Annotated in this window: 15 protein-coding genes and 3 pseudogenes; 8 read left to right on the top strand and 10 right to left on the bottom strand. The window is 62.4% G+C overall.

Annotation, left to right across the window (positions count from 1 at the left end):
• Window positions 1-123: 123 nt before the first annotated feature.
• Genes ACZ6JE_RS02540 through ACZ6JE_RS02525 form a run of 4 tightly spaced genes read right to left on the bottom strand, consistent with a single transcriptional unit; the run spans window position 124 to window position 7,734 of the window.
• Window positions 124-1,692, bottom strand: a complete 1,569-nt coding sequence (locus tag ACZ6JE_RS02540) for an NAD-dependent epimerase/dehydratase family protein (RefSeq protein ID WP_464318128.1) — start codon at window positions 1,690-1,692, stop codon at window positions 124-126.
• Window positions 1,693-1,714: 22 nt separating this feature from the next.
• Window positions 1,715-3,958 (bottom strand): glycoside hydrolase family 3 C-terminal domain-containing protein, encoded by a 2,244-nt coding sequence (locus ACZ6JE_RS02535; protein WP_464318127.1) that lies wholly within the window; start codon window positions 3,956-3,958, stop codon window positions 1,715-1,717.
• A complete protein-coding gene (locus ACZ6JE_RS02530) occupies window positions 3,955-6,453 on the bottom strand; it encodes a family 78 glycoside hydrolase catalytic domain (protein WP_464318126.1) in 2,499 nt (832 codons plus the stop codon). Before ACZ6JE_RS02530 ends, ACZ6JE_RS02535 begins: the two co-directional genes overlap by 4 nt.
• 33 nt (window positions 6,454-6,486) lie before the next feature.
• Window positions 6,487-7,734, bottom strand: coding sequence for an MFS transporter (locus tag ACZ6JE_RS02525; protein ID WP_464318125.1), 1,248 nt, complete (start codon window positions 7,732-7,734; stop codon window positions 6,487-6,489).
• A 258-nt stretch (window positions 7,735-7,992) separates the two neighbouring features.
• Between ACZ6JE_RS02525 and ACZ6JE_RS02520 the strand changes: the two genes are divergently transcribed.
• Together ACZ6JE_RS02520 and ACZ6JE_RS02515 are read left to right on the top strand one after the other, a co-directional pair.
• Window positions 7,993-8,274: a LacI family DNA-binding transcriptional regulator gene (locus tag ACZ6JE_RS02520; RefSeq protein ID WP_464318124.1), complete on the top strand. Its 282-nt coding sequence runs from the start codon at window positions 7,993-7,995 to the stop codon at window positions 8,272-8,274.
• Window positions 8,205-8,972 carry a substrate-binding domain-containing protein gene (locus ACZ6JE_RS02515; protein WP_464318123.1) on the top strand — a complete coding sequence of 256 codons (768 nt, stop codon included), beginning with the start codon at window positions 8,205-8,207 and terminating at the stop codon, window positions 8,970-8,972. The genes ACZ6JE_RS02520 and ACZ6JE_RS02515 overlap by 70 nt, the downstream gene beginning before the upstream one ends.
• A gap of 1,323 nt (window positions 8,973-10,295) precedes the next feature.
• Here the strand turns inward: ACZ6JE_RS02515 and ACZ6JE_RS02510 are convergent.
• Both ACZ6JE_RS02510 and ACZ6JE_RS02505 read right to left on the bottom strand, forming a co-directional pair.
• A complete protein-coding gene (locus ACZ6JE_RS02510) occupies window positions 10,296-11,090 on the bottom strand; it encodes an SDR family NAD(P)-dependent oxidoreductase (protein WP_464318122.1) in 795 nt (264 codons plus the stop codon).
• A 41-nt stretch (window positions 11,091-11,131) separates the two neighbouring features.
• Window positions 11,132-11,638 (bottom strand): MarR family winged helix-turn-helix transcriptional regulator, encoded by a 507-nt coding sequence (locus tag ACZ6JE_RS02505; RefSeq protein WP_464318121.1) that lies wholly within the window; start codon window positions 11,636-11,638, stop codon window positions 11,132-11,134.
• Window positions 11,639-12,641: 1,003 nt separating this feature from the next.
• Between ACZ6JE_RS02505 and ACZ6JE_RS02500 the strand changes: the two are divergent.
• Window positions 12,642-12,779: pseudogene (locus ACZ6JE_RS02500) on the top strand (MerR family DNA-binding transcriptional regulator); the annotation flags it as partial.
• Window positions 12,780-12,818: 39 nt separating this feature from the next.
• Here ACZ6JE_RS02500 and ACZ6JE_RS02495 read toward each other — a convergent pair.
• A complete protein-coding gene (locus ACZ6JE_RS02495; RefSeq protein ID WP_464318180.1) occupies window positions 12,819-13,007 on the bottom strand; it encodes a hypothetical protein in 189 nt (62 codons plus the stop codon).
• A 487-nt stretch (window positions 13,008-13,494) separates the two neighbouring features.
• On the opposite strand from ACZ6JE_RS02495, the pseudogene ACZ6JE_RS02490 reads away from it, so the two are divergent.
• Window positions 13,495-14,339, top strand: a pseudogene (locus tag ACZ6JE_RS02490) (integrase core domain-containing protein).
• A 13-nt stretch (window positions 14,340-14,352) separates the two neighbouring features.
• Here ACZ6JE_RS02490 and ACZ6JE_RS02485 read toward each other — a convergent pair.
• From ACZ6JE_RS02485 to ACZ6JE_RS02475, 3 genes are all read right to left on the bottom strand, one after another.
• Entirely contained in the window at window positions 14,353-15,444 is a 1,092-nt protein-coding gene (locus ACZ6JE_RS02485; protein ID WP_464318120.1) for a fatty acid desaturase family protein, read from the bottom strand.
• A gap of 67 nt (window positions 15,445-15,511) precedes the next feature.
• Window positions 15,512-16,663 (bottom strand): AI-2E family transporter, encoded by a 1,152-nt coding sequence (locus tag ACZ6JE_RS02480; protein WP_464318119.1) that lies wholly within the window; start codon window positions 16,661-16,663, stop codon window positions 15,512-15,514.
• A 147-nt stretch (window positions 16,664-16,810) separates the two neighbouring features.
• Window positions 16,811-17,479, bottom strand: coding sequence for a TetR family transcriptional regulator (locus ACZ6JE_RS02475; RefSeq protein ID WP_464318118.1), 669 nt, complete (start codon window positions 17,477-17,479; stop codon window positions 16,811-16,813).
• 97 nt (window positions 17,480-17,576) lie between these two features.
• Between ACZ6JE_RS02475 and ACZ6JE_RS02470 the strand changes: the two genes are divergently transcribed.
• The 4 genes and pseudogenes from ACZ6JE_RS02470 to ACZ6JE_RS02455 all read left to right on the top strand — a co-directional run bounded on the left by ACZ6JE_RS02470 (window position 17,577) and on the right by ACZ6JE_RS02455 (window position 22,654).
• On the top strand, window positions 17,577-19,064 hold the full coding sequence (locus tag ACZ6JE_RS02470; RefSeq protein WP_464318117.1) for a DHA2 family efflux MFS transporter permease subunit: 1,488 nt from the start codon (window positions 17,577-17,579) through the stop codon (window positions 19,062-19,064).
• 163 nt (window positions 19,065-19,227) lie between these two features.
• Window positions 19,228-20,016: an SDR family NAD(P)-dependent oxidoreductase gene (locus tag ACZ6JE_RS02465; protein ID WP_464318116.1), complete on the top strand. Its 789-nt coding sequence runs from the start codon at window positions 19,228-19,230 to the stop codon at window positions 20,014-20,016.
• Window positions 20,017-21,468: pseudogene (locus ACZ6JE_RS02460) on the top strand (FAD-binding protein).
• 208 nt (window positions 21,469-21,676) lie between these two features.
• A complete protein-coding gene (locus ACZ6JE_RS02455; protein WP_464318115.1) occupies window positions 21,677-22,654 on the top strand; it encodes a LacI family DNA-binding transcriptional regulator in 978 nt (325 codons plus the stop codon).
• Window positions 22,655-22,696 lie beyond the last annotated feature (42 nt).

Here is a 22,696-nt window from a genome sequence, read left to right as displayed (position 1 = left end):
CAACGAGATCGAGGAGCCATTCCCAGCCGGACCTTTGAAGTCGACGGGGAGAGCGGTCCGTCACCATTCGCATGCCATCAGCCTGCCATGGTGGCCCGCAGCGAATGGCCTGGGGACTCGAAATTAAAGAAGGCCGATGCGGAGGGACTGTTCCTCACGTTCGTGGGCGGGGCTCCTGCCCGCGTCGGACGGCGAAGCGAGCTCGATCTGCGCTAGGAACAGATTGCGTGTGGCTTGTTCCCGGTAGCCGGGCACATCGAGCACGCAAACCGGGCACCAGTGGCCGGCACGCAACACAAGCCGGGGGCTACCTGCGAATTCATGGCCGAATGCGCAGCGCCAGTCGAGCGGGGTCCCGATGGCGCCCGTAACCGGTTCGGTCGTCAACAGCTCTCCACCCCGGTGGGTGGCGACACCTCTGAGAAGATCTCGATCCCATCCGCTCTCCGCCACCGATTCGTCATATCCGTGATCGAACAAGATTTGCGTCCGGCTGGGACGTGACGGCCAGAAAGTGTCCCAGGAGCCGATCGACTTCCACTCTGCGAGCGAACCGAAGTACGCCTCGACGGCCTCGTGGTCGCGATCGCGCAGGTATGCCATGGTGCCACGATGCTTCAACGTCAGAGGTCGCATCACCATCTTTTTCACCACCCAGGCCGGGATCTTGCCGGCTAGGCGAAGTGCGGGTCTTGCTTCGACAGCCCTGCGGAGCGCCCTGTCGAAGTCGTCACCGCGGAAGGGTACAATCCTCTCGAGCTCATCCGAGTCGGTGTACCACTGCCCATGGAAGTTGCGTGTGGCGAACCAATTGCGCTCATACCAGCCACGGACGTCATCGACGCCGAGGGCTTGGGCCATGCGCGTCTGCAAATGCCAGTTCGTCAGCCGCCAGCCGTCTCCCCCGCCGATGTTGTAGATGCCTCCCCAGAACTCGTCCGAGACGTCCTCTTCCGACACGTTCACCATAAGTCGAGAGGCGTCTTCGACGGAAACCCATTCCATGACGCCACCGAGGGTGGAATGGGTGATGATCGGATCACGGATTTCGAGCATGCCGGGGTGGAAGATGCCGGTTTGGCGTAGCCATGCCCATCGGGGCAAGCCCGACTCGACGAGCTCCCTCTCGGCGATGATCTTGCTCTGGCCGTACTCGTCGTACTGCGACACGCGCAGAGGATCGCCGACCCGTCCCCAATGGGTCGGGGGATTTCGGTCGCCTGTCTCCGCCACCGTACCGATGCCCACCACGGCGATGCTGGAGGGGTCGGGCTGCGCATGGACGGCACGAATGATGTTACGGATGCTGCCGACGTTGACCTCGTGCGCCAGTTGGGGGTGGTCATCGGCGAAAGGCGAGACGACTGCGCCGATGTGCAGCACGACGTCGGCGCCCCGGACGCACTGCTCTACCGCAGAGTAGTCAGTCAGGTCACCGAAGACAACATCGAGGTTCTCCATGTCCTCGTAGCGTCGAATCACTGCCAGGTCCTTCGATGTGGGAAGCACCAGTGCGACGATTTCGAAGTCGTCGCCCCGGCTGCGAAAAGCCTCGAGCACGGCTCGTCCCCAGTTTCCGGCCGCCCCTGTCACGAAGACCCTCCGCCGCCGAGTCGCGTTCTCGATCGCACTCATGCAGCCTGCACCGTTCATATCGTTCGTCTCCTTGTCTCCTGAGTAGTTGATCGGCACGTCGCCGGCCCTTCAGCGAAGGTCAGCGCGTATCGGTGACGCTCATGGCCATGAGCTGTTCGAGTGCCTCGGGCGGGAAGGCGCTCCCGGTGAATGCCATGAACTGCTGCATGGGCATGGACTCGACCATTCTGAGCGCGTCGGGGTTGGCGAGGGCCTGTTCCTGCTGTTCGGGGGTCATGCCGGCGCTGAGCCCTTGCATCAGAGCGGGCCCAACGACTGGATGGCCGAACCAGTCGCCGACCGTCGACTCCATCGTGAGCGGCCGGCTGACGTCGTCACCGACAAGCGTGACCGATCGCTCGCGCACCACGGTCGAGGCGTCTACGCCGATCTGAATCGCGAACTCGCCGCCAGGCACGATCCATCGATCGACCTCGACGTCCCAGTATGCGAACGCACGACGGTCGAGCGACAGTTCAACGGTCCGTGTCTCTCCCACGGCCAACTCGATCTTCTCGAAGGCGCGCAGTTCGCGTCGCGGGCGACGCACCGGGCCCGCGTCCGCCGAGACGTAGAGCTGAACCACGTGCTTGCCTAACCGATCCCCCGTGTTCGCGACGGTGACCCGGGCGACCGCCTCGTCGTCTCCGATGGCCTCGACCTCGAGCCCGATGGTCTCGAACGTGCTGTATCCCAGACCGTGGCCGAATGGATACCGCACCGGCGCTTCAGCTGTCTCGTAGTGGCGGTAGCCGACCAGGACGCCTTCGCCGTACCGGGCATGCCCCTGTTCACCAGGGAACGTCGCCCAACTGGGGTTATCCTCAAGACGCAGCGGGATGCTCTCTGCTAGGTGGCCTGACGGGTTGACCACGCCAAACAACACGTCCGCGAGAGCTCCTCCAGCGGCCTGACCAAGCAACCAGCCCTCGAGGATCGCGTCGACATCGTCGTGCCAGCCCTCGAACGACACGACACCGCCGTTCGACAGCACGACCACCGTCTTCGGCGCCGCGACGGCGACCGCTCGAATGAGGGCGATCTGGTCGACCGACAGCGACAGGGTCTCCCGGTCGAAGCCCTCGGACTCCTCACGGTCGCTGAGCCCCGCGAACACGACGGCGACGTCGGAGCGGGCGGCGACCTTCACGGCGGCCGCTCGCAGCGACTCGGCCTCGTCGTCATCGACCAGGGAGAACCCGGGCGAGTGCTCGACGGCCGCGCCCTGTGCCGCCGCCAACTCGCGGATCACGTCGAGAGGCACGTCAACGCGCGTGGGGTTTATGTGCGAACTCCCCCCACCCTGGAATCGAGGCTCCGTGGCGAACGGTCCTATAACGGCGAGTGACTGCGCTCCGGCAAACGGAAGGGTCCCGCCCTCGTTTTTCAGCAGTACGACGGAGTCTGCCGCCAGGCGACGGGCGAGTGCGTGGTGTTCATCGACGTCGAACCGGCCCATGGAGTCACTTGGCAGCTCTGCCAGAGTGACGACACGGCGTACCGCCTCGTCGACCGCGCTTTCCGAGAGCCGGCCCTCGTGAACCGCGTCGACGATCTGCTGGTCTGTGGCACCGCCGCTCCCAGGCATCTCGAGATCCATTCCGGCGGCGACACCGGCGACTCGATCGCTGACCGCTCCCCAGTCCGACACCACTGCCCCCTCGAAGCCCCAATCGGATCGCAGAACCTCTGTAAGCAGCCAGGGGTCGTGTGAGGCATAGACGCCGTTAACCTTGTTGTAGGCGGCCATGACCGTCGCGGGACGTGCCTCCTTGACGACTCGTTCGAAAGCGGGCAGGTAGATCTCCCGCAACGTTCGCTCATCGACCTCGGCACTGATGCGCATCCGCTCGTGTTCCTGGTTATTGGCGGCGAAGTGCTTCACCGATGCCCCGGGCCCCATCTCTTGCAGAGCCGTTACGTGAGCTGCGCCCAGCACCCCCGACAGCAGCGGATCCTCGGAGTAATACTCGAAGTTTCGGCCGCAGAGCGGGGAACGCTTGATGTTGATGCCTGGACCCAGGACGACCGAGACACCGAAGGCCCGGGCCTCCCGACCGACTGCCGCGCCGACCTGCGCCGCGACGAGCCGGTCCCAGCTCGAACCCACCGCCACCGCGGGCGGGAAGCAGGTCGACGGGTCCGCGTCGTTGATGCCGAGGTGGTCAGCATCTCCCGACTGACGACGGATACCGTGCGGCCCATCGGTCAAGACGATCGAACGGATACCCGCCTCGTTGAGGGCCTTGGTGGACCAGAAGTCGCGCCCTGAGAGGAGAGAAGCCTTCTCCTCGAGGGTGAGGGTGCTGATGTCGATGGTCATGCGTGTGCTCCAGAAGGCGTTGTGGTCAGGCTGGCTTCGATCTCGGCACGGAATTCCGAGGAGGCGCCGGGAATGTAGTCGAGCATCATCGCGACGGACATGCCCGCGGCCTCGGGGGCATGTCCGTCGAGCGGAATGCCCGGGAAGTGGCGGGCAAAGGCCTCCGTGAACGACCGCCAGGTGGCGGGATGATCGGTTATCTGCTTGAGCGTGGAGTCGAGCCCGAACGTGCCCCCGGTCTCATCAACAGCCACCTCGTAGCGCCATAGGTGCGTGCCCGCCTCGATCCACACGGTAGAACCGTCGGGGTGCAGGGGCAACACCACTTCAGCCGTGGTGCCTTCCGGGATCGTGACTTCGACGTCGACGGTTCCGTTCGAGACGGACCATCTCACTGCGACGCGGCCGTAGACGGTGTCGTGTCGCACCGTCGCCGAGGTCAGGTCTCCGCCGGGCTGCGGGGCGATCCGCATCGAGCGGTAGCCCGCCTCGACAGCGTTTAGCCCGCCAATGGTGCGGTGCATCCAGTCGACCACGGCCCCGAGGGCGTAATGATTGAGCGAGGTCATACCCGAAGGGTTAAGGGTCCCGTCCGGTCGGATCGAGTCCCAACGCTCCCAGATCGTCGTGGCGCCCATCGTGACGGGGTAAAGGAAGGAGGGGCAGCTCGTCTCGAGCAGCAGCAGGTAGGCCTCGGCGAGGTGACCGGTCGATGACAGCGCATCGGTCACGAGCGGTGTGCCCGCGAACCCGGTCGAGATGCGGTATCCATTGCGCCCGACGATGCGGGCGAGCTGGTCACCGGCGTGCTCCTTCTGGTCATCGTCGAGAATGTCGAACGTGATGGCCAGGGCGTAGGCCGTCGCCGTCTCGTTGACCACGCGACCGGTCGCACTCACGTACTCGTCGAGAAATGCACTGCGCACCCGTCGGGCAAGGGCCTCGAACTCATCGACGTCGTCGGTCCGTCCGAGCAGCTCGGCGGTAAGGGCCATCTCCCGGGTCGTCCGGCAGAGATAAGCCGCGGCAACGAGGTGCGCGTCGGTCTTACCACCGGACGGGTTGTCATCGGGCGCGTCGGGATCGAGCCAATCTCCGTACTGGAATCCCCGGTCCCACAGCCCCGCCTCGCTCAACGATCCGGCGACCTGTCGAATGAATGCCGTCATGGAGCCGTATGCATCGGCAAGTATCTGTGCGTCGCCGTATTCACGGTAGAGGGTCCACGGCAAGCTCACCGCTACGTCGCTCCACAGCGCGGTCGGCGATGAGGGCGTCGAAAGTACGTCGGGCACGACCCAGGGCACAAAGCCCTTCTCGGCCTGCTCGGCGGCAAGATCAAGCAGCCACGACCCGAGCACACCCCGCACGTCGTATAGAAACGACGCTGTTGGGGCGAAGGCGTTAAGATCGCCCGTCCAGCCAAGTCGTTCGTCACGCTGTGGGCAGTCGGTGGGAACCCCGATGAAGTTGCCCCTCATCGACCAGACCGCGTTCGAGTGCAGCTTATTCAGCAGCGGGTTGGAGGTCTCGAACCACCCGGTGCGCTCCATGTGCGAGTGGACAACGATGGCTGTAAGCGAGTCGGTTTTCAGTTCACCCGGCCATCCTTCGACCTCGACATAGCGGAAGCCGTGGAAGGTGAAGCGGGGCTCCCAGATTTCCTCGCCCTCACCACTCAGGGTGTACTGGTCCGTTGCCGCCGCCGTCCGTACGGTCTCGAAGTCCGCCTCGCCCTCGATCATGACCTCAGAATGGCGAAGGGTGATGGTTGTCCCGGCCGCCCCAGTCACCCGCAGCCGCACCCAGCCCGAGACGTTCTGGCCGAAGTCGACGACGGTCTTACCGGAAGAGGTCTTCTTAGTCTCGACCGCGGCGATCTCCTCGATGCGGCGGATGGGAGGCGCGATGGGCTCGGTCAGCGCCTCGAGGGGCCAATCAAATGACTCGACTCCTCCCCAGGCGCCGTCGTCGAATCCGGCTCGATCCCAGCCCGACTGCTCGTCACGGGCGTCGAACGTCTCGCCGTCGTAGATGCCATTGACGCCGAGGCCGCCGGTACCCGCCGAGAAGGACTGGTCGCTGACGATGACCTCGGTCGATCCGTCTGCGTATGAAAGTTCGAGTTGCAGCCAGGCTGCCGACCTGTCCGAGTAGTGCTCGCGCTTATCCTCCCAACCGAGGCGCCCGAGGGCCCAGCCTTCGCCTAGGACCGCACCCAGAACGTTCCGACCCGCGGTGATCCCGTCGGTGACGTCGTGACTACTCACGACTAAACGGTGCCGGTACGAGGTCCAGCCGGGCACGAGGACCTCGTTGCCGACTACGGACCCGTTCAGGTGGGCCTCGATCAGGCCTATAGCGGTCACGTGGAGGGTGGCGGTGACGGGCTTCTCGTGGGTGTCGAATTCACGTCGCAGATACGTCGCCGGGGCACCCGCGCGACCGGCGTCAGAGGTGGGCGCGATGAAGCTGGCGGTCCAGGGTCGAAACATGTCGAGGTTCCTCAGGTCGTGGTGATGGCGGTGCTAGCGGACGCTGCGCACACGGAGGACAACGAGGCCGCCCAGTACGGTGAACGCGCCGGCGATGATATACAGCAAGGTGTAGTTCTTATCCCCGACCGCTGACGCACCTACGGCGAGGAAAACGGGAGCCAAGAAGGGCGCGACCGCCTGCGGGATCGAGACTGCGAAGCCGATGATGCCCATGAAGCGACCTGCTCCGTTTTGTTTGTCGGGCAGGACATCGAGGATCAAGGCCTGGTCGACCGCTGCGAAGGTCCCGATTCCGAGGGACGTCAGGAGCGAGCCGGCGTAGAGCAATGGCAAATCGGTCGACAGCGCCATAAGAATGGCCCCAAGGGCGAACACCGTCCCTCCACCCAGGATAAAGCTGCGGCGGCGGCGGAACCGGTCCGAGAGGAAGCCACCTCCGATGGCACCAGCCGTCGTGGCGAGGATGCCGAAGAGACCAAGGGTCGCGATGATGGGTGCCACCTCGGCGACGGTCACGCCGAGTCGCGAGGCGAAGAAAAACGCGGTGAAGGTTGTATTCAGAGTCAGACCGAAGTAAAAGAGGAAGCGTCCGAGCCACACCCACGAGAAATCGGGGTACATGCGGGGGTTGTAAAGATACTTGGCGAAGAGCGACTTCAGGGAGAGCCTGTCGCCGAAGACAGCCCCTCGGGTGTCGGCCTCCTTTGTCAGCGACACGAACAGCGACACGAAGATGACGCCGACAAGACCGGGAAGCAGAAACAGCAGCAGCGGGTTACCGGAGACGGCACCGGCAACGACGACGCCGAAGACCGGGGCGACCTGCGTGGCGAAACCCGTAAGGCCGGCGACTCGGCCCCGCTGACTTTCGGGCAGTTTGTCCGCCATAGAAGTCTGGAGGTTCTGCAGCACCTGGCCCCAACCCATCTGCGCGAGCACCCACCCGACGCCGAGCAGGACGACACTCGGCGCGAGCGCCATGACGAACAACGAGACTACGCCGACAATCATGCCGCCAATCATGAACGGGCGCCGCCGCCCGATGCGCGTCCGCGTGCGATCGCTGAACACCCCAAAGATGGGTGCCGTGATCATTACGGCGACGGCTCCCGCACCCGTAACGTACCCGAGGTATTCCTCACGTCCCGGAGCTAACTCGGACAGCCTGATCGAGATCGAGATGGCTAGCGGAGTGATGAAGGCGATGAACACACCGAACTGGCCAAGCACCATGAGCCAGACGTAGAGAGAACCTACCTTCGAATCGCTGTCGGACACGGGTGCGGTCGCGACTACCTCGCCGAGGGCTCCGGGGGCACCGGGTAGCGGATGAGACGCACTCGAGGAGGACGTGTCGGGGATCGGTCCGGCCATGAAGGACTCCATTGTCAAGTGGTTACCGAAGCAAAGCACTAGCGCGAGCTAGTTCAATGACTTTAGCCTTCTGGACTAGCGCGCGCAAGTGAATGCGGATCGGGGTGCAATTTTTTAAATCCACGGCTTTTGGGCAGGCCATAATCACTGGGGGCACCGACGATGGCAAGCAGAAGCCCAGACAAGCGAGTTGCGGCGGCCGATATTGCGCGAGATGTGGGGGTCTCACGTGCCACGGTAGGGTTCGTCCTCAATGACACTTCCGGCCAGACCATCTCATCAGCCACGAAGCAGAGGGTGCTTGAGCAGCTCGGCGACTCGGCTACCGCCCCCATCTGGCCGCCCAAGCCCTCGCGCGTGGGCAAAGCCGCATCGTGCTGTTGGTCCTTCCCGACTGGCCGGTCGAGTACAGCATGCGACGGCACATCGATGAAGCCTCACTAGCCCTCGACGAGGCGGGCTTCTCGTTGGTCACGATGACTCCCCACGCCGAAGGCAGGGCGCGACCCTTATGGGAAACTCTCCAAACCGATGTAGTGATGGGAATGGCCCCGTTTTCTAAGGACACATACAACGCCATCGTGGCGAGCGGCGTGGAAGCAGTCATCCCCCGACCTGAGGATCAAGTCCGCAGTACAGAGCCCTCATTCAGCCGGGGTCCTCGCCTGCAGGTCGAGCACCTAGTGAGCCGGGGGCACCGCCACCTCGTCTACGCGGCAACATCCGACCCTCGGCTCGCCGGACTTGCCTCGGCCCGTTTCGCCGTAGCAGCGAACGCTGCCCGCGATTTGGGCGTGGGCCACCTCGATCACGACACGATCGGCGACGGACACGACGGGGCACAAGTCGCTGCATGGTTGGCCGCGGGCGCGGTCGTTGCCTACAACGATGACATCGCCGCGCTGATCGCTCGGGCCGCGATTCGTTCCGGACTGACAGTGCCTGGCGATCTGGCAATTGTCGGCCACGACGACTCCCCACTGGCACGCGTCTTCGTGCCGTCTCTGACGTCCGTGCACATCGACGACGCGGGCCTCGGAAGGTACTTTGCCCGGCTCGCGCTCAGTGCCGTCAATGCCGCCGCTCCCCCTTTCTTCGAGCCCGCCTTGCAGGCGACCGTAATGGTCCGGGAGTCAAGTTAGGACGACATTCCTTACGTTTCCTGCAGGGTAGCTATAAATGTTATCGTAACCACAAGCCAGCAGACCCGTCCAGGCAACAGACCCTCCTCTTAGAAGGACTGCCATTGGTTTCGTCGACTCCTTGCCGTGAATTATCGCCTGGTCACCCGCGATGGCCCGAGGTCCAAGCTTGTTTTGGGACGCTTCCCATGCAGTAAGACCGTTTCCTATTGCGTTTCAAATAATAGCCACCGCGCTCCTCCGGACAGGAAAGCCAATCGCCACCGCTGCTTATGAACTGGCCCTAATTGCGACTAATGCGTCCACTACGATCACGTCGACCCGGATTAGTGACCCAAGGTCGCCACGCCAGAAAATACGGACCTAGCACGGACGAAAACAGGCAAGAAACACGTCGAAGACGACGTCATAAACTTGACAAAACCAGCAATTCTATTTAGTAAGGGTCATTCTTGCCTACATGATTCTTGTATCGTTGCGGTTTTCTCAAGGACAGTTGTTACGCTGAAATGTAATTTGATCACGTTCAGGGGCAGGAACCGCCCGCCATTCGCAAAATGTTAACTTGAGCCGAGCACTCGTTTCTGCCAAGAGACGTTGGCGGCACGTCTCCCCCGGGTCGCTGCGATTCGTAGCCAATCCGTGGCAAATTCAAGGACCAGGGGAATACTTTTTGGAAAGTGATGCCTGGGACAGATACGCCGCCGCTCTCTTATAGATCTCGTTCCATTGTTCAAGCCGCCAGATGCATTTTTCGCCTCTATTTAGCTCGCCGCAAGGTGCCTGGTTGATGTCTAGTTTAACGCCGTCCTCAACGTCGACAACACCCAGCCAACGCTGCCATGCACGACCTGGACATGCCAAGGTCCTAAATACGTGCGGGATTTTCGCCCTAGAGCTGCAGGTTAGAAGCGATAAAGCCCGTAGCTACTAAATACCGGCGGCAGAGAACATGTCATTGGATGAGTGACCGAATGTCTACCTAAGTAGAAATGGCCACTCGCTGCATTCCATTGCTAAACGTGGCCATCCTGCGATCGATGAGTTGACGGGTTCGTCACGCACTCTGCTTAATACTCTCCGTGCCATAAAGTCACCCGCGTCGATCAAGTGTCAGAATGATCATCGCCAGAGCTTCAACCGGATGACTTTGCCCAACAAGTACCACGCCGAATAACAGCCAAGCGCGGCAGCAAAACACCCAGCGACCACACTTTAGCCACTTTGACTAACGTCAGCAGCCTCTCCCGCTGAGCGTCTGCGTTTAAGCCCTAGACATGTCATGCGGCAGCGAGTCAGTGAGCTAAGGACAGCTAAGGACAGCTAATCGTTTCGCGACCAGATGTCGTCGCCTCGCAAAGTCGCGTCGGCGCCCCCGTCGCAGTAAATGACTTGGCCTGCCATATGGGTGTTCTCGGCGCTTGTGAGCCAGGCTAGGAGGGTGGCGATGGAATCGGCTGGCTGGTGGTAGTTGAGAGGCATTGGAACGGATCTGTCGACAAATGCGGCACCCTCCGGTGTCGCGAGCAGTTGAGATGTCATCGGGGTGATGACTGTTCCCGGGGCAACCGCGTTCAAAGGAATTCCTGCGCCTGCCCAAGCGTCAGTGATGGATTCGCGCCGAACCCAGCGCGCAATAGCGCGTTTCGACGACGGGTACACAATATAGCCGGCCTCGGGACCTCTTGCGACAAACTCTTCAGCAATTTGTAAAGCGCGGGCCTCGTCTCCTGCGAGAGCTGCTTCGACCATTTCGGGAGAATTTGACTGGAGGGACGCCATGGATGAAATGACGGCCGCGCGTGGCGCATCCGACCGGGAGAGGGCGGGGAGTAGTTCAGTGAGCAGCTCGGTCATGCCAAAATAATTGATCGAGATGGTTTTGGAAATTGGTGCAGCGATCCCGGCGCACGCGATGACTGCGTCGATCGTGCCGCCGGCGATCTCCACCGCTTGGGCTGCAGCCTCTGTACGCCCGACTGCAGTCGATAGGTCGGCCTCCACGTCCGCGTCGCGAAGATCGATGCCGATGACGGTCTCGCTTCGGGAGCGGAGAAGATTGCTGGTAGCCAGGCCGATGCCAGAGGCGGAACCGGTGATGACAATAGTTCGGGGCATTTCATTTCCTCCTGATAAATAATGAGCGCAGTCGTTGTGCTTTAGCGTTCTCGCGCAGAGCCCTGTGGAATGTGTTTCCCAGCCATCGGCACCGAGTGTTGTCCGGGGAGTTCGTCGACAATCTTCGTCATAACGCTTAGAAGAACACGGATATCTCTGTCGCCGACCCCGCTAAGCGCATTGCGGACCATTCCGAGGCCGAGGTCGACGAGACGATCATGGGCTTCAAATCCAGCCGTAGAGAGGACGATCAAGCTGCCGCGAGCGTCTTCATGGGCTGCGGTTCGCTCCACGAGCCCCGCCTCGATGAGCCGGGCGATCATCTTGCTCATGGTTGGTCGCGTTACTTGTACTGCGTCGGCGAGTTGCATCGGACGCGCGACGCCCCCGAGGCGCCCCAGCGTGTATAGGGTGCGTACATCGCCTTCGGGAATGACCACGCCGACATTGGCCGCGATCCGTCCCTGGGTGGAGATAGACGACCACGCCGTGACGAACGCGATCAGAGAAGCCAACACGTTGGACACATTGCCATCATCGCCACTCATGACTCCATCGTACCTCAGTAGTTGCCCGTGGCAACTGAAACTTGCATGCTCGCTACTCGACATCCTCAGAGACAGTACGACGCTCAGCGTGTAGGGAGATATTGGCATATCGTCGCTTCGATTTCAGTGAGAGCGCCCGCTCCAACTAGCGGTGACACAGTCAGGCTCTACTCTCCACGCGAGTAAAGAGCCGTCACCTTATGGAAGACGCGCCCCGAACTGATCTGCACGAAACGACGGACCTGACGCGGCGCCCTTTGCCCCCAGCTAGGTATCCCTGGGTTCAGATTGTTGTTGCAACACCAGCCTGACCTGAGTGTTGCAAATGAGGTCCAAATTGGAACACCGTGCCCTGGAGGCCCGATTCTGGCAGTTGTTGAGGAAGGGGCTCGAGCGGAGTGCGGCCTGTGACGTTGTTGACGGGATCGACGGCAAGAGTACCCATGGGTGAAAGCAGCTGCTAGGGCTACATCCCCCTAAACGAAGCACTTAATGCTAATTTTTATTAGCAATACCTGGCACACTAGAACACGAGTTAACCGTCGATGCCGTCGTGACCAGATCGCACACGGGCGGTGTGACGCAGCGACGTATTGCCGAATTGGCGGGCGTCAGCCAGGCTTGAGCACCAGCAGGTCGAGAAGCGCGTCGCCCACGGTCGTGGCGAATTCGCGGATCGAGTGAGCGGCGATGAGATCGAGAGGAGCGACGATCAGGAGGGGCCGGCAGGTTCAGCTCTGCGATCAGGTGGTTTCATGCGCGCTGGGCCCGCGCCGTGTCGCGAGCTCCGATCACGACTGTGGCACCACGACGCATGAGCGCCCGGGCGGTGACCAGGCCCAGCCCACTGGACCCGCCGATGACGACTGCCCGCCGACCGATGAGGTCCGGGGCGGAGGCGGGAGGATCGGACAGGCTGGTGCGAGTCGGGTGCGTCATCAGGGTCCTGCTCGGAGCGTAGAGTCTGACGTCAGCGTGAAGGTCAAGGCCCAGGGAGGGCACCATGCGCATCGGTGAGCTGAGCACGAGGAGCGGTGCGACTCCGCGCGCTCTACGGTACTACGAGGAGCAGGGCATCCTCAGCGCGAAGCGTCAGTCGAACGGTTACCGCGAATACGCCCTGAACGCGGTCGCGATGGTCGAGACGATTCACTCCCTCCTCGACATGGGCATACCCTCTTCAATGGTCAAAGACATCTTGCCCTGCACGGTCGGAAAACGATCCGAAGCGGCTTGCCCAGTTCTCCTGCGCCAGGTCGCCACCCTGCGAGATGACGTGCGGACGCACGCCCCGCGCCGCGCGCTTCGAGATGATCGATGCCTCCCTCACGGCGTACTTGACGGCCAACGCCTGACCCATTGCGAGCATGTCCGATGTGTGAACGAAGCCGAGGTCGTCCGGAGGCCAATCGTCTATCGGGACACAGGGTTGCAGCTCGCAGGAACACCCTTTTGGTAGTCGAACCACGCTGCCAATACCAGCAAGCCCAAAACGGTGATGGTCGCACCGATGAGAGCCACGGTTAACAATACGTGCACCCCTCGGACACTGAATGTCACGTCCGACACCGTACCCAACGCGGGCCCAGAGAAGGACACGGGTTCCGATATTGCGATGCCGAAGACGACGACATCCACAATGAATGGAGCCAAACCAGCACGTAAAACGAGACGGGGCATCGGGCCGGAGCCGTGTGTCACATCTGGACTCTAGCTGTGACCCAACCATGACGTTGGTGACAGTTTGAGCTGAAGACGGGAGGACTTCCTGGCTTAGTTGAGTTGTCCAGGTCACCGCCAGCCAGGAGGTCGCCGTATCCCACGTTCGCGCCCGTCTCACCGTTCACGGGAGGACCTTGCTCATCGAGCGGGTGGTCGGTGACGGCCGGCCCGTGTCGCATGTCGCCCGCGAGCTCGGCATCCCTTGTCAGTGCGCGCACTGGTGGGTGGGTGCGCCGCTACTGCGTCGAGGACGCGGCGGGGCTGGTCGATCGCTCCAGCCGTCCCCCCGGCATGAACCGATCCGGCCCGCGAGCAAGCCGTGCTCGAGGCTCGTGCCCGGCTCCGATTCGCCCCTGCGCAACCATCGGCTGCGACCGGTATGCCGGCTCGGACCATCAGCCGCATCTGGAACCGCCACCAGATCCCGAACCTGGTCTGGTGCGACCCCGTCACCGGGGGCCTCGTCCGGGCCTCCCGATCAACGACCAACCGTTACGAGCACCCTAATCCTGGTCATCTGGTCGACGTCGACGTGAAGACACTCGGCCGCATGCCTGACGGTGGTGGCTGGCGAGTCCACGTCCGCGCGGCGAACACCCGTGACCGCAAGACCCCGGTCGGGTTCGACTACGTCCGTGCCGCAGTCGATGACCACGCCCGCCTGGCCGACGCCGAGATCCACCCCGACGAGAAAGGCGCGACCGCAGCCGTGTTCCTGACCCGCGCAGCCGCCCTCTTCCAGACCGCCGTCACCGGCCTCGGGGCGAGGCAGAAATTCATCAAGCCCCACTGCCCCTGGCAGGACGGCAGAGTCGAACGGTTCAACCGGCCCCTCGCCACCGAGTGGGCCTACCGGGAACCCTTCACCAGCAATGCTGGTCGAGCAGCCGCGCTTGCACCCCGGCTCGAGCACTACGGCACTGAACGAGTCCACACCGGCCACGGCACGACTCCCGCAGCCCGAGTGTCACTAACCTGATGGCCCAGTACACCTAGAGCCGGGCAAAGTCGGTGACCAGCGGGCAGAGAAAGAGATCTCGGTCTGCGTGGCCGACGGAATTGAGGTGCTTGATTACGGTCCGATAGGACGAACCGATCGACACAGAGGTATATGGGACCTCCCAGCGAGCGCAATATTCCTTGACGATCGGTGCGGCACGGGCCAGGTGGGGCCGGGGCATATTGGGGAACAGATGGTGTTCCACCTGGTAGTTGAGTCCGCCGAACAGAGCCGTGGTCCCGCGCCCGGCGATGTTGCGTGAGGTGAGGACCTGCTTGTGGAAGAACGACAGCTTCATCTCGGCAGGCACCTGAGGCATGCCTTTGTGATTGGGGGCGAACGAGGCGCCCATGTACACGCCGAAAACCGCGAGCGTGAGGACGATGAAGCCGACAGCAGCCAACGGCGGCATTGATACGAAGACGAGGAGAGGAAGAGTTACTAGCCTCACACCGAGAAGTGTGATTTCAAGAGCGCGACCTGTGACGACATTCCGGCGGTTCAGAAGGTACTTGATTCCCTGGTACCGGAGGTTCACTCCCTCGAAAGTCAGGAGAGGAAAGAACAGGGTCCCTTGGTGGCGGAGGAACCACGAGTGAAGCCGCCCCTTGCCCGCGGCTCGTTCGGGGATAAAGACGATCGTGTCCGCGTCGATATCTGGGTCGAAGGTAATTCTGTTCGGGTTGGCGTGATGTCTGGTGTGCTTGTTCATCCACCACGAATACGAGATACCGACGAATAGAGTGGCCATCACCCGGCCGAAGATGTCATTTGCCCGCTTAGAGACGAACACTTGGCGGTGCGAGGCTTCGTGGCCGAGGAAGGCCATCTGAGTGAACAGCACCCCGAGCGTGACCGCAACGAGGACCTGTATCCAGGAGGATCCACTGAGCGCGAGGCCGATCAGCGCTGCGGAGAGAGCGAGGAGGAGCCCTGCGCTCAGACCCAGATAGAAGCCATAGCTTCGCTCGAGAAGCCCCTCGGCCTTGATGCTTCTCAGTACCGCACCGTAGTCGGCCCGCTGGGCGAGGTCATGGCCTCGCGCGGTACTGCGGAAGAGTGATTGTTGGGGTCTTGTCGTCAATTGGGACTCCACACGATTCGAGCATTGAATTCGTCGACGGATGTCGAGAATGGGTGAGGCTTCTGCGTCATCGTCTGCTCTGCGCTGGTACGACAACGCGCTGGTAGAGGATCACCAAGGAGGCGACAACGGGCACCGCGACGAGCGCTCCGATAATGCCCCCGAGGGCAGAACCCGCGAAGGCGGCGAGGATCACGAGCGAACCAGGCACGGAGACGGCACGCGACATGACACGAGGCGTGAGGAAGTACGCCTCGACTTGCGCATAGGCAAGCAGGATGAGGCCGATGACAAGGGCCAATACCGGCGACACGAACAGGGACGACACGGTGATAATCGCGAAGGACACCACGGTCCCCACAACCGGTATGAGTGCTCCGATGAATGCGACGAAACCGAGCAACACCGGCGCTGGGCCCTGAGCGATGCTCAAGAGCACGACGACGAAGATTCCGTTGAGCAGCGCCAATCCGAGTTGACCGGCGACGTACCGACCGACGCTGCCGAAGATCTCCTCGATCAGAGAGACAATACGCCCCCGCCTGCTAGCCGGCAGGGCGAGATAAAGAGTCTGCGTCATTCGGGGAAAGGTTCCCGCGAAGTAGAGTGTGAGCACGAATACGACGATTACCGCCGTGATTCCGCTGACGAACCCCTGCCCGACCGAAAGCAGTCCGCCCCCCAGGGTCAGCAGGGTGCCGGCATCGGTGAGGTGGCCGACTCCGTCCCTCAGCATCGATTCGATGTCGCCACCGCCGACGTAGGCGAGTGCATCCTGGACCCAGGCCTCGGAGAAGAACGCGTCGATCGCATCCGGAGCAGTTGCGATGAGCGCTGCGATCTGCTCCTCGAGGGCTGGCACGATCAGTGCGCCGATGCTCGCGGTCGCGATAAGAGCTGCCAGAACCAGGCCGAGCACCGCGAGACCACGTTTGACGCCCTTGTGGACCGCCCAGGTGAGGACTGGTTCGACCGCGAGAGCGAGGAAGAAGGCGATGCCGGCGTAAGCGAGCACCGTGCTGATCTTCCCGAGACCGACGAGTACTGCGAATCCGGCGCCGCCGCCCAGAACGACCAGGAATCCCCAGATGATCGGAGAGCGCGGCGAACCAGACACCGCCGTGCTGGAGTGATGAGAGTGTTTGGCCCGCGCTGCGCCCGACAGGGCGCCAACGAGGCGCGGCCGCGCCTTCAGCAGACGGGAAGGTGCTTTCGGCAAGCCCGACCTTCCATTCATTGGCTGAATCTTTTCGCTGCAAGTGTTGAATAAACAACTTGATAGCCTGAGTCGTCTGTGCAACGTGGCCGACGATGCGGTTCCGATTGGAGTGCTCGCCGACTGGGCCAGGTAGCGGCTGGCACGCGCTTATTGCCCTATTATTCGTCGGGCCGCGGCGCGCGCCTCGATGTAGGACGCCTCGAGTGGAGCGTGATCGCCAAGGCCTACACGAGTCGCCCAGTGGTCCATCGCCACCGCGAAGGTGGAAACCGCATGCTGGCTCACCAGACGCGCTTCCATCCAGCTCAGGTTGAGCTGAGTGTTCTGAAGCAGCAGCTCTGTGAACTTTAACGCCGCGCGAGCATCTGCGCTAGCTGCAGCTGTTGCGAACAAGTCGGGATGAGTGCTCACCAGCCTCCGTATTCGCAGCAATCGATCACGCGAGCCCTGGCGCGTGGTCTCGAACTCGGCGATCGTCTCCTGAATGGCTTCTTCGAGCGAGCTCAGCACCGCTCCGGACGGATTGGCGTTCTCCAGCCAGCCCATGACGGCGTCGGCGAACTCGAAATACGCCACGAGGGCCGCATCTTCTTTCGATGGGAAGTAGCGGAAGAACGTACGCGTCGAGACGCCCGCTTGCCGAGCGATCTCATCGATGGTCACGTGCTCGACTCCGCTTCGCTCGAACAGGCTCAATGCGGCCGAGCTGATCTCGAACTCGGTGTCGAGTCGGCGGCGGGAACGTAGGTCTGCAGTTGCTCCCGCGCGTTCGGCGCTGACATCGCCACCACGGTACCCATGATTCATCTCCACCATTTCCTCGAAAATCCCAACTCTTGGCAGAATTATACATGATGGCACAGCGTGCCAGTTAGTCTTGATTGGACATGGCGCCCGTCGAAGGAGAAATCACATGCAATTGCCGCCTACCGCAGTCCTCATGAGTTCCGGCGCGAGGGAGCGCCTGGCCGCCGGTCACGGTTGGGTGATCGCGCTTCTGGTCTCCAGTGCCTTTGTGGTTGTGCTGACCGAAACGATCATGGGAGTCGCGTTGCCGCGATTGATGAGCGACCTCGGCATCACGGCGGCCACCGGTCAGTGGTTGACCACTGCATACATGCTGACGATGGCGGTTATTATCCCGACCTCGGGATTCCTCATTCAGCGTTTCAGTACCCGTTCGGTCTATCTAGCGGCCATGCTCCTGTTCAGCGTCGGCACGCTGATCGGCGCCCTTGCTCCGGGATTCGAGTTGCTGTTGACAGCGCGTGTGATTCAGGCTGCCGGTACCGCTGTCATCATGCCGTTGCTGATGACGACTGTCACCGCCGTCGTTCCCGACTCGAGGCGGGGCACCATGATGGGGCTGGTTGCGGTCGTCGTGGCTACCGCTCCCGCTTTGGGCCCCGTGCTTTCGGGTGCCATCCTCGCCGCGTTCGACTGGCGCGTCCTGTTCTGGGCTCTGCTTCCCCTCTCCCTCGCCGCGCTGGCGGTTGGGGCCGTCAAGATGATCAACATCGGTGAGCGTCGCCGGGTGCCGATCGACGTCGTGTCGGCGGCTCTGTCTGCCGTCGGCTTCGGCGGAATCGTGCTCGGTCTCTCGTCGATAGCGGAGGACGCGGACCTGCGGATCATCGAACCGTGGCTGGGCCTTGTCGTCGGCGTGATCGGACTCGTTCTGTTCGGGCTCCGCCAGCGAGTGCTGCAGCGATCCGACAGGGCTCTGCTCGATCTCGGCATCTTCCGACACTCGGCCTTCGTGAGAGCGTTCGCCATGATGGGCGTCGTGGTCGTCGGTCAGTTCGGCATCGTCATCATTCTTCCGCTCTACCTTCAGACCGTGCTGGGCGAGGGCACCCTGACCACGGGGCTCGCCCTACTCCCCGGTGGTTTGGTGACCGCACTGGTCTCGATCATCGTCGGCGCCCTCTTCGATCGGATAGGCCCGCGTCGGATCCTTATTCCTGCAAGCATCGTCTTCAGCGTCGCGGCCTGGGGGATGGCGGCCCTCGGCTCGGATTCGCCGCTCGGACTAGTGATCGCCCTCCATGTCACGATGAGCGCCGGGCTGGGGGGCCTGTTTGCGCCGATTTTCGCCACCGCTCTTGGCTCCCTCCCCTCACGCCTCACCGCCCACGGTTCGGCTGCACTCAACACCATCAGTCAGGTGGGTGGAGCGATAGGCACGGCGCTGTTCATCACATTGCTGACCACTGCCAGCGCCAACGCGGTCTCCGAAGGGGTCGATGGGGTTGCCGCCATCATGCGCGGGGTTCACGCTGCACTGCTCGCGGGCGCGATCATTTCCGTGCTGGGCATAGTCACCACGCTGTTGATCCGTCCCCCCTCGAACCACCGAGAGTCGGGCGTGGCTTCCACGATCGCAGCAGAGGCCTTGTAGGTCCAGCGCGTGGGGTCAGGCAGCCGCTGATTCGAGCACGCGCGTTTGCCCCGAATCGTCTGGGACGGTACTCGAATCTAGTCGACGGGCCATAAAGACACCTCTAAACTACTTGAAGAAGTAAAGTACTTGCTTTCGAATTCGTCAAACATTAGGAGACAGTATGCAGCTCGCCGGCAAGGTTTTCGTCGTCACCGGAGCGGGAAGCGGGATGGGCAGACAGGTGGCACTCGAACTCATCAGGAGGGGCGCGCGAGTTGCTGCGGTCGATCTGAACACCGCTGGACTCGCAGAATCCGTCGGACTTGCCGAACGTGGCGACCGCATGTCGTCGCATGTCGTCAATGTGACCGATCGAGCCGCTGTCGCCACCCTGGTGGAAGAGATCCATGCACGGTACTCCGAGATCGACGGTGTGGTGAATATCGCAGGAATCATCCATCGTTTCGTGGAATTCGAAGAACTGTCGATCGACGAGACAGAGCGGATCATGAATGTGAACTTCTGGGGAACGGTCACCATGTGTCGAAACTTCTTGCCGCTGCTCAGGGAGCGGCGTGAGGCGAGTCTGGTGAACATGTCGAGTCTCTCCGCGCTAATTCCTTTCGCCGGGCAGACGTTCTACGGAGCGAGCAAAGGCGCGGTCAAACAGTTCAGCGAGGGCCTCTACGCCGAACTGATGGACTCGGGCATCGTCGTGTCGACGATCTACCCGGGAAACATTTCCACGAACCTGACCGGCAATTCAGGAGTCGCGATGATCGATCCCAAGGGGCAGAAGGTGAAGTCCACCACACCCGAGGCCGCAGGCCTCGAGATAGTCAACGGTATCGAGAAGGGTGCGTTCCGGATTCTCGTGGGCAGCGATGCGCGGCTCTTGGATCGACTGGTGCGCCTGTCCCCCCGGTGGGCGACCCGGATGGTGGCCAAGCAGATGAAGTCGGTGCTCTAGATGAACGACGCAATCGCCACACCGCTGGTACACGACCAGTTCGACGTCCTCGTGGTCGGGTTGGGCGGAGCCGGAGTGGCAGCAGCCATCGAAGCCGCCGATGCCGGCGCGCGCGTTCTGGTTGTCGACAGCGGTTACGGCGGCGGTGCGACGGCGCTGTCAGGTGGCATTGTGTACGCCGGTGGCGGCACCCCCTATCAGAAAGCTGCCGGCGCCGACGATGACCCGGAGAACATGTTCCGCTACCTGTCCTAAGAAGTGCGGGGCGCCGTTCGGGATGAGACGCTGCGCGCGTTCTGCGACGGCAGCGTGGAGATGATCGAATGGCTCGAGCAGCAGGGTGCCACCTTCCAGGCCTCCCTGGCACCGTTTAAGACTTCCTATCCCACCGATCGCCATTACCTCTACTACTCCGGCAACGAAAAGGCGTACCCCTACAAGGAGCATGCGCGACCGGCGCCGCGGGGACACCGTCAGATCGCCAAAGGACTCGACTCAGGCAAAGTATTCTTCTCCCACTTGAAATCGAGTGCGCTGCGCAAGGGCATCACTTATCTGCCCCACACGAAGGTCGATGAGCTCATCATCGAAGCAGGGAAGGTCGTGGGCGTCCGGTACCGCACAGCCTCACCGTCCCAGCTCGGCCGAAATCATGCGCGGCGCACTCTTATTGCGACGAAACTGGGCAACTGGGCGCCTGCGATCGGCGCTCGCCTCGCCGCGACACTCGATAAAGAGTGGCAAAGTGTCGCTCAGCCTGGCGAAGCACGCGCCAGCGGCGTGATTCTCGCCGGAGGGGGCTTCGTCCGGAACAAGGAATGGATGGATCAGTGGGCAGGTCCTTACCGCGACATCTCACCGCTAGGCACGTCCACCGATGACGGTGGATCCATTTCCCTCGGCATGTCCGCCGGTGGAACCACGTCTCATATCGACCGGATGACCGCGTGGAGGTTCATCACTCCGACCAGCGCGATGACCGAGGGCGTCATCGTCGACAGTACGGGAAAGCGGATCATCAATGAGGATCTGTACGGTGCGACGTTCGCCGACCACATGGTCCGCGACCACGATGCACGCGGCTACCTCGTTATGGACGCCAAGCAGTGGCGGAAGGCACGACGCCAGATTCGATCGCAGACGAACTCGTTCCAGCTCGCTCAGTTGGTGTACCTCTATACGATCGGCCACACTCGGGGGCATGACCTCACCTCCCTCGCGGCGAAGTTGAAACTCCCGACCGCGTCGCTGGAAACCACGGTCATGGAATACAACGCCGGAATCCTCACCCGAGAAGGCGACCGCGCACACAAAACGGCCAAGCTCTCGACGCCCCGGCTGAGCGGCCCCTTCTTCGCCACCGACATCTCGGTCAAGAATTCACCGTTCTACCCGGCCCCAGGCCTCACCCTGGGGGCCTGGACGTCGATGAGACCACGGGAAACGTGCTGACTGCGGCAGGGGAGTCGATCGAAGGACTCTTTGCCGCCGGTCGAAGCGCCGTCGGGATCTGTGCGATCGGCTACATCAGCGGGCTCTCCATTGCAGACTGCATCTTCTCAGGCCGACGTGCCGGCCGTTCTGCCGCGGGCTCGGGCGCCGTCGCCGGTTGACGCCGACCCGGCCCGTAGACTCTTCATATGCGGACGGACGGTGCTAGATGAAGCGAGCCACCGCGGCTGATGTGGCAAAGTTGCTGGGGCTTTCTCGTGCAACGGTAGGTTTCGTCCTCAACAACACTCCTGGCCAAAGCATTTCGCAAGCGACTCGGGAGCGGGTTCTCGCCGAGGCCGAGCGAATCGGCTATCGCCCCCACAGCGCAGCTCGGGCACTCGCGAGCGGGCGGAGCCACATCGTGCTCCTGATTGTGCCGGACTGGCCCATGGAGTTCAGTCTGCGTCGACACCTGGATGAGGTGTCGCTGGCGCTCGACGAGGCCGGATACTCACTCGTGACGACCACGCCCCATCCCACGGGGCAGTCGCGCCCACTGTGGGAGACGCTGTCACCCGACGTCGTGATCGGGCTCGTACCGTTCACCAGCGACCAGATCGTCGAGTTCAGGCGCGCGGGGATCGGACACATCATTCCCGAAGCACCCGAGGGTGCCCCCGATATGGTCGCCCGAATCGGTTTCACCGACGGCCCACGCCTTCAGGTGGAGTATCTCCTGAAAGCAGGCTGCGAACACCTGGCTTTCGGTGGCTCTCCCGATCCGCGCATCGCCTCGCTGGTCGCTGAGCGGCGATCTCTGGCAGCACAGACGTTGGGGCAACAGGATCCCGGCCGGTTCATGCCTTCATTCGACATCGACGAGCACACTGTTCGTGAGGTCGTGGCCGGTTGGGTCGATGAAGGCATCGACGGGATCGTCGCCTACAACGACGACATCGCCGGCCTCATCGTCGGACAGGCCATCCGGGCGAAGATCGATGTTCCTCACCGGATCCGCGTCATCGGTCACGACGACTCCCCCATCGCGCGTCTGATGGTTCCCTCCCTCACAACCATTCGTGTCGATACCGCCGGCCTCGGACGCTATCTCGCCGAACTCGTGCTGGGCACACTTTCCGGACGCGACTTCCCGCCCGTCAGCCCCGAGACACGGGCACATCTCGTCGTGCGCGAATCCGCCTGACGACATCTCGCCTCGCGCGGTTTCTAGTCGCGCATGCGCATC

This window comes from Frigoribacterium sp. AC759 (assembly GCF_979256015.1).
This window is presented reverse-complemented; position numbering and strand designations above follow the sequence as displayed.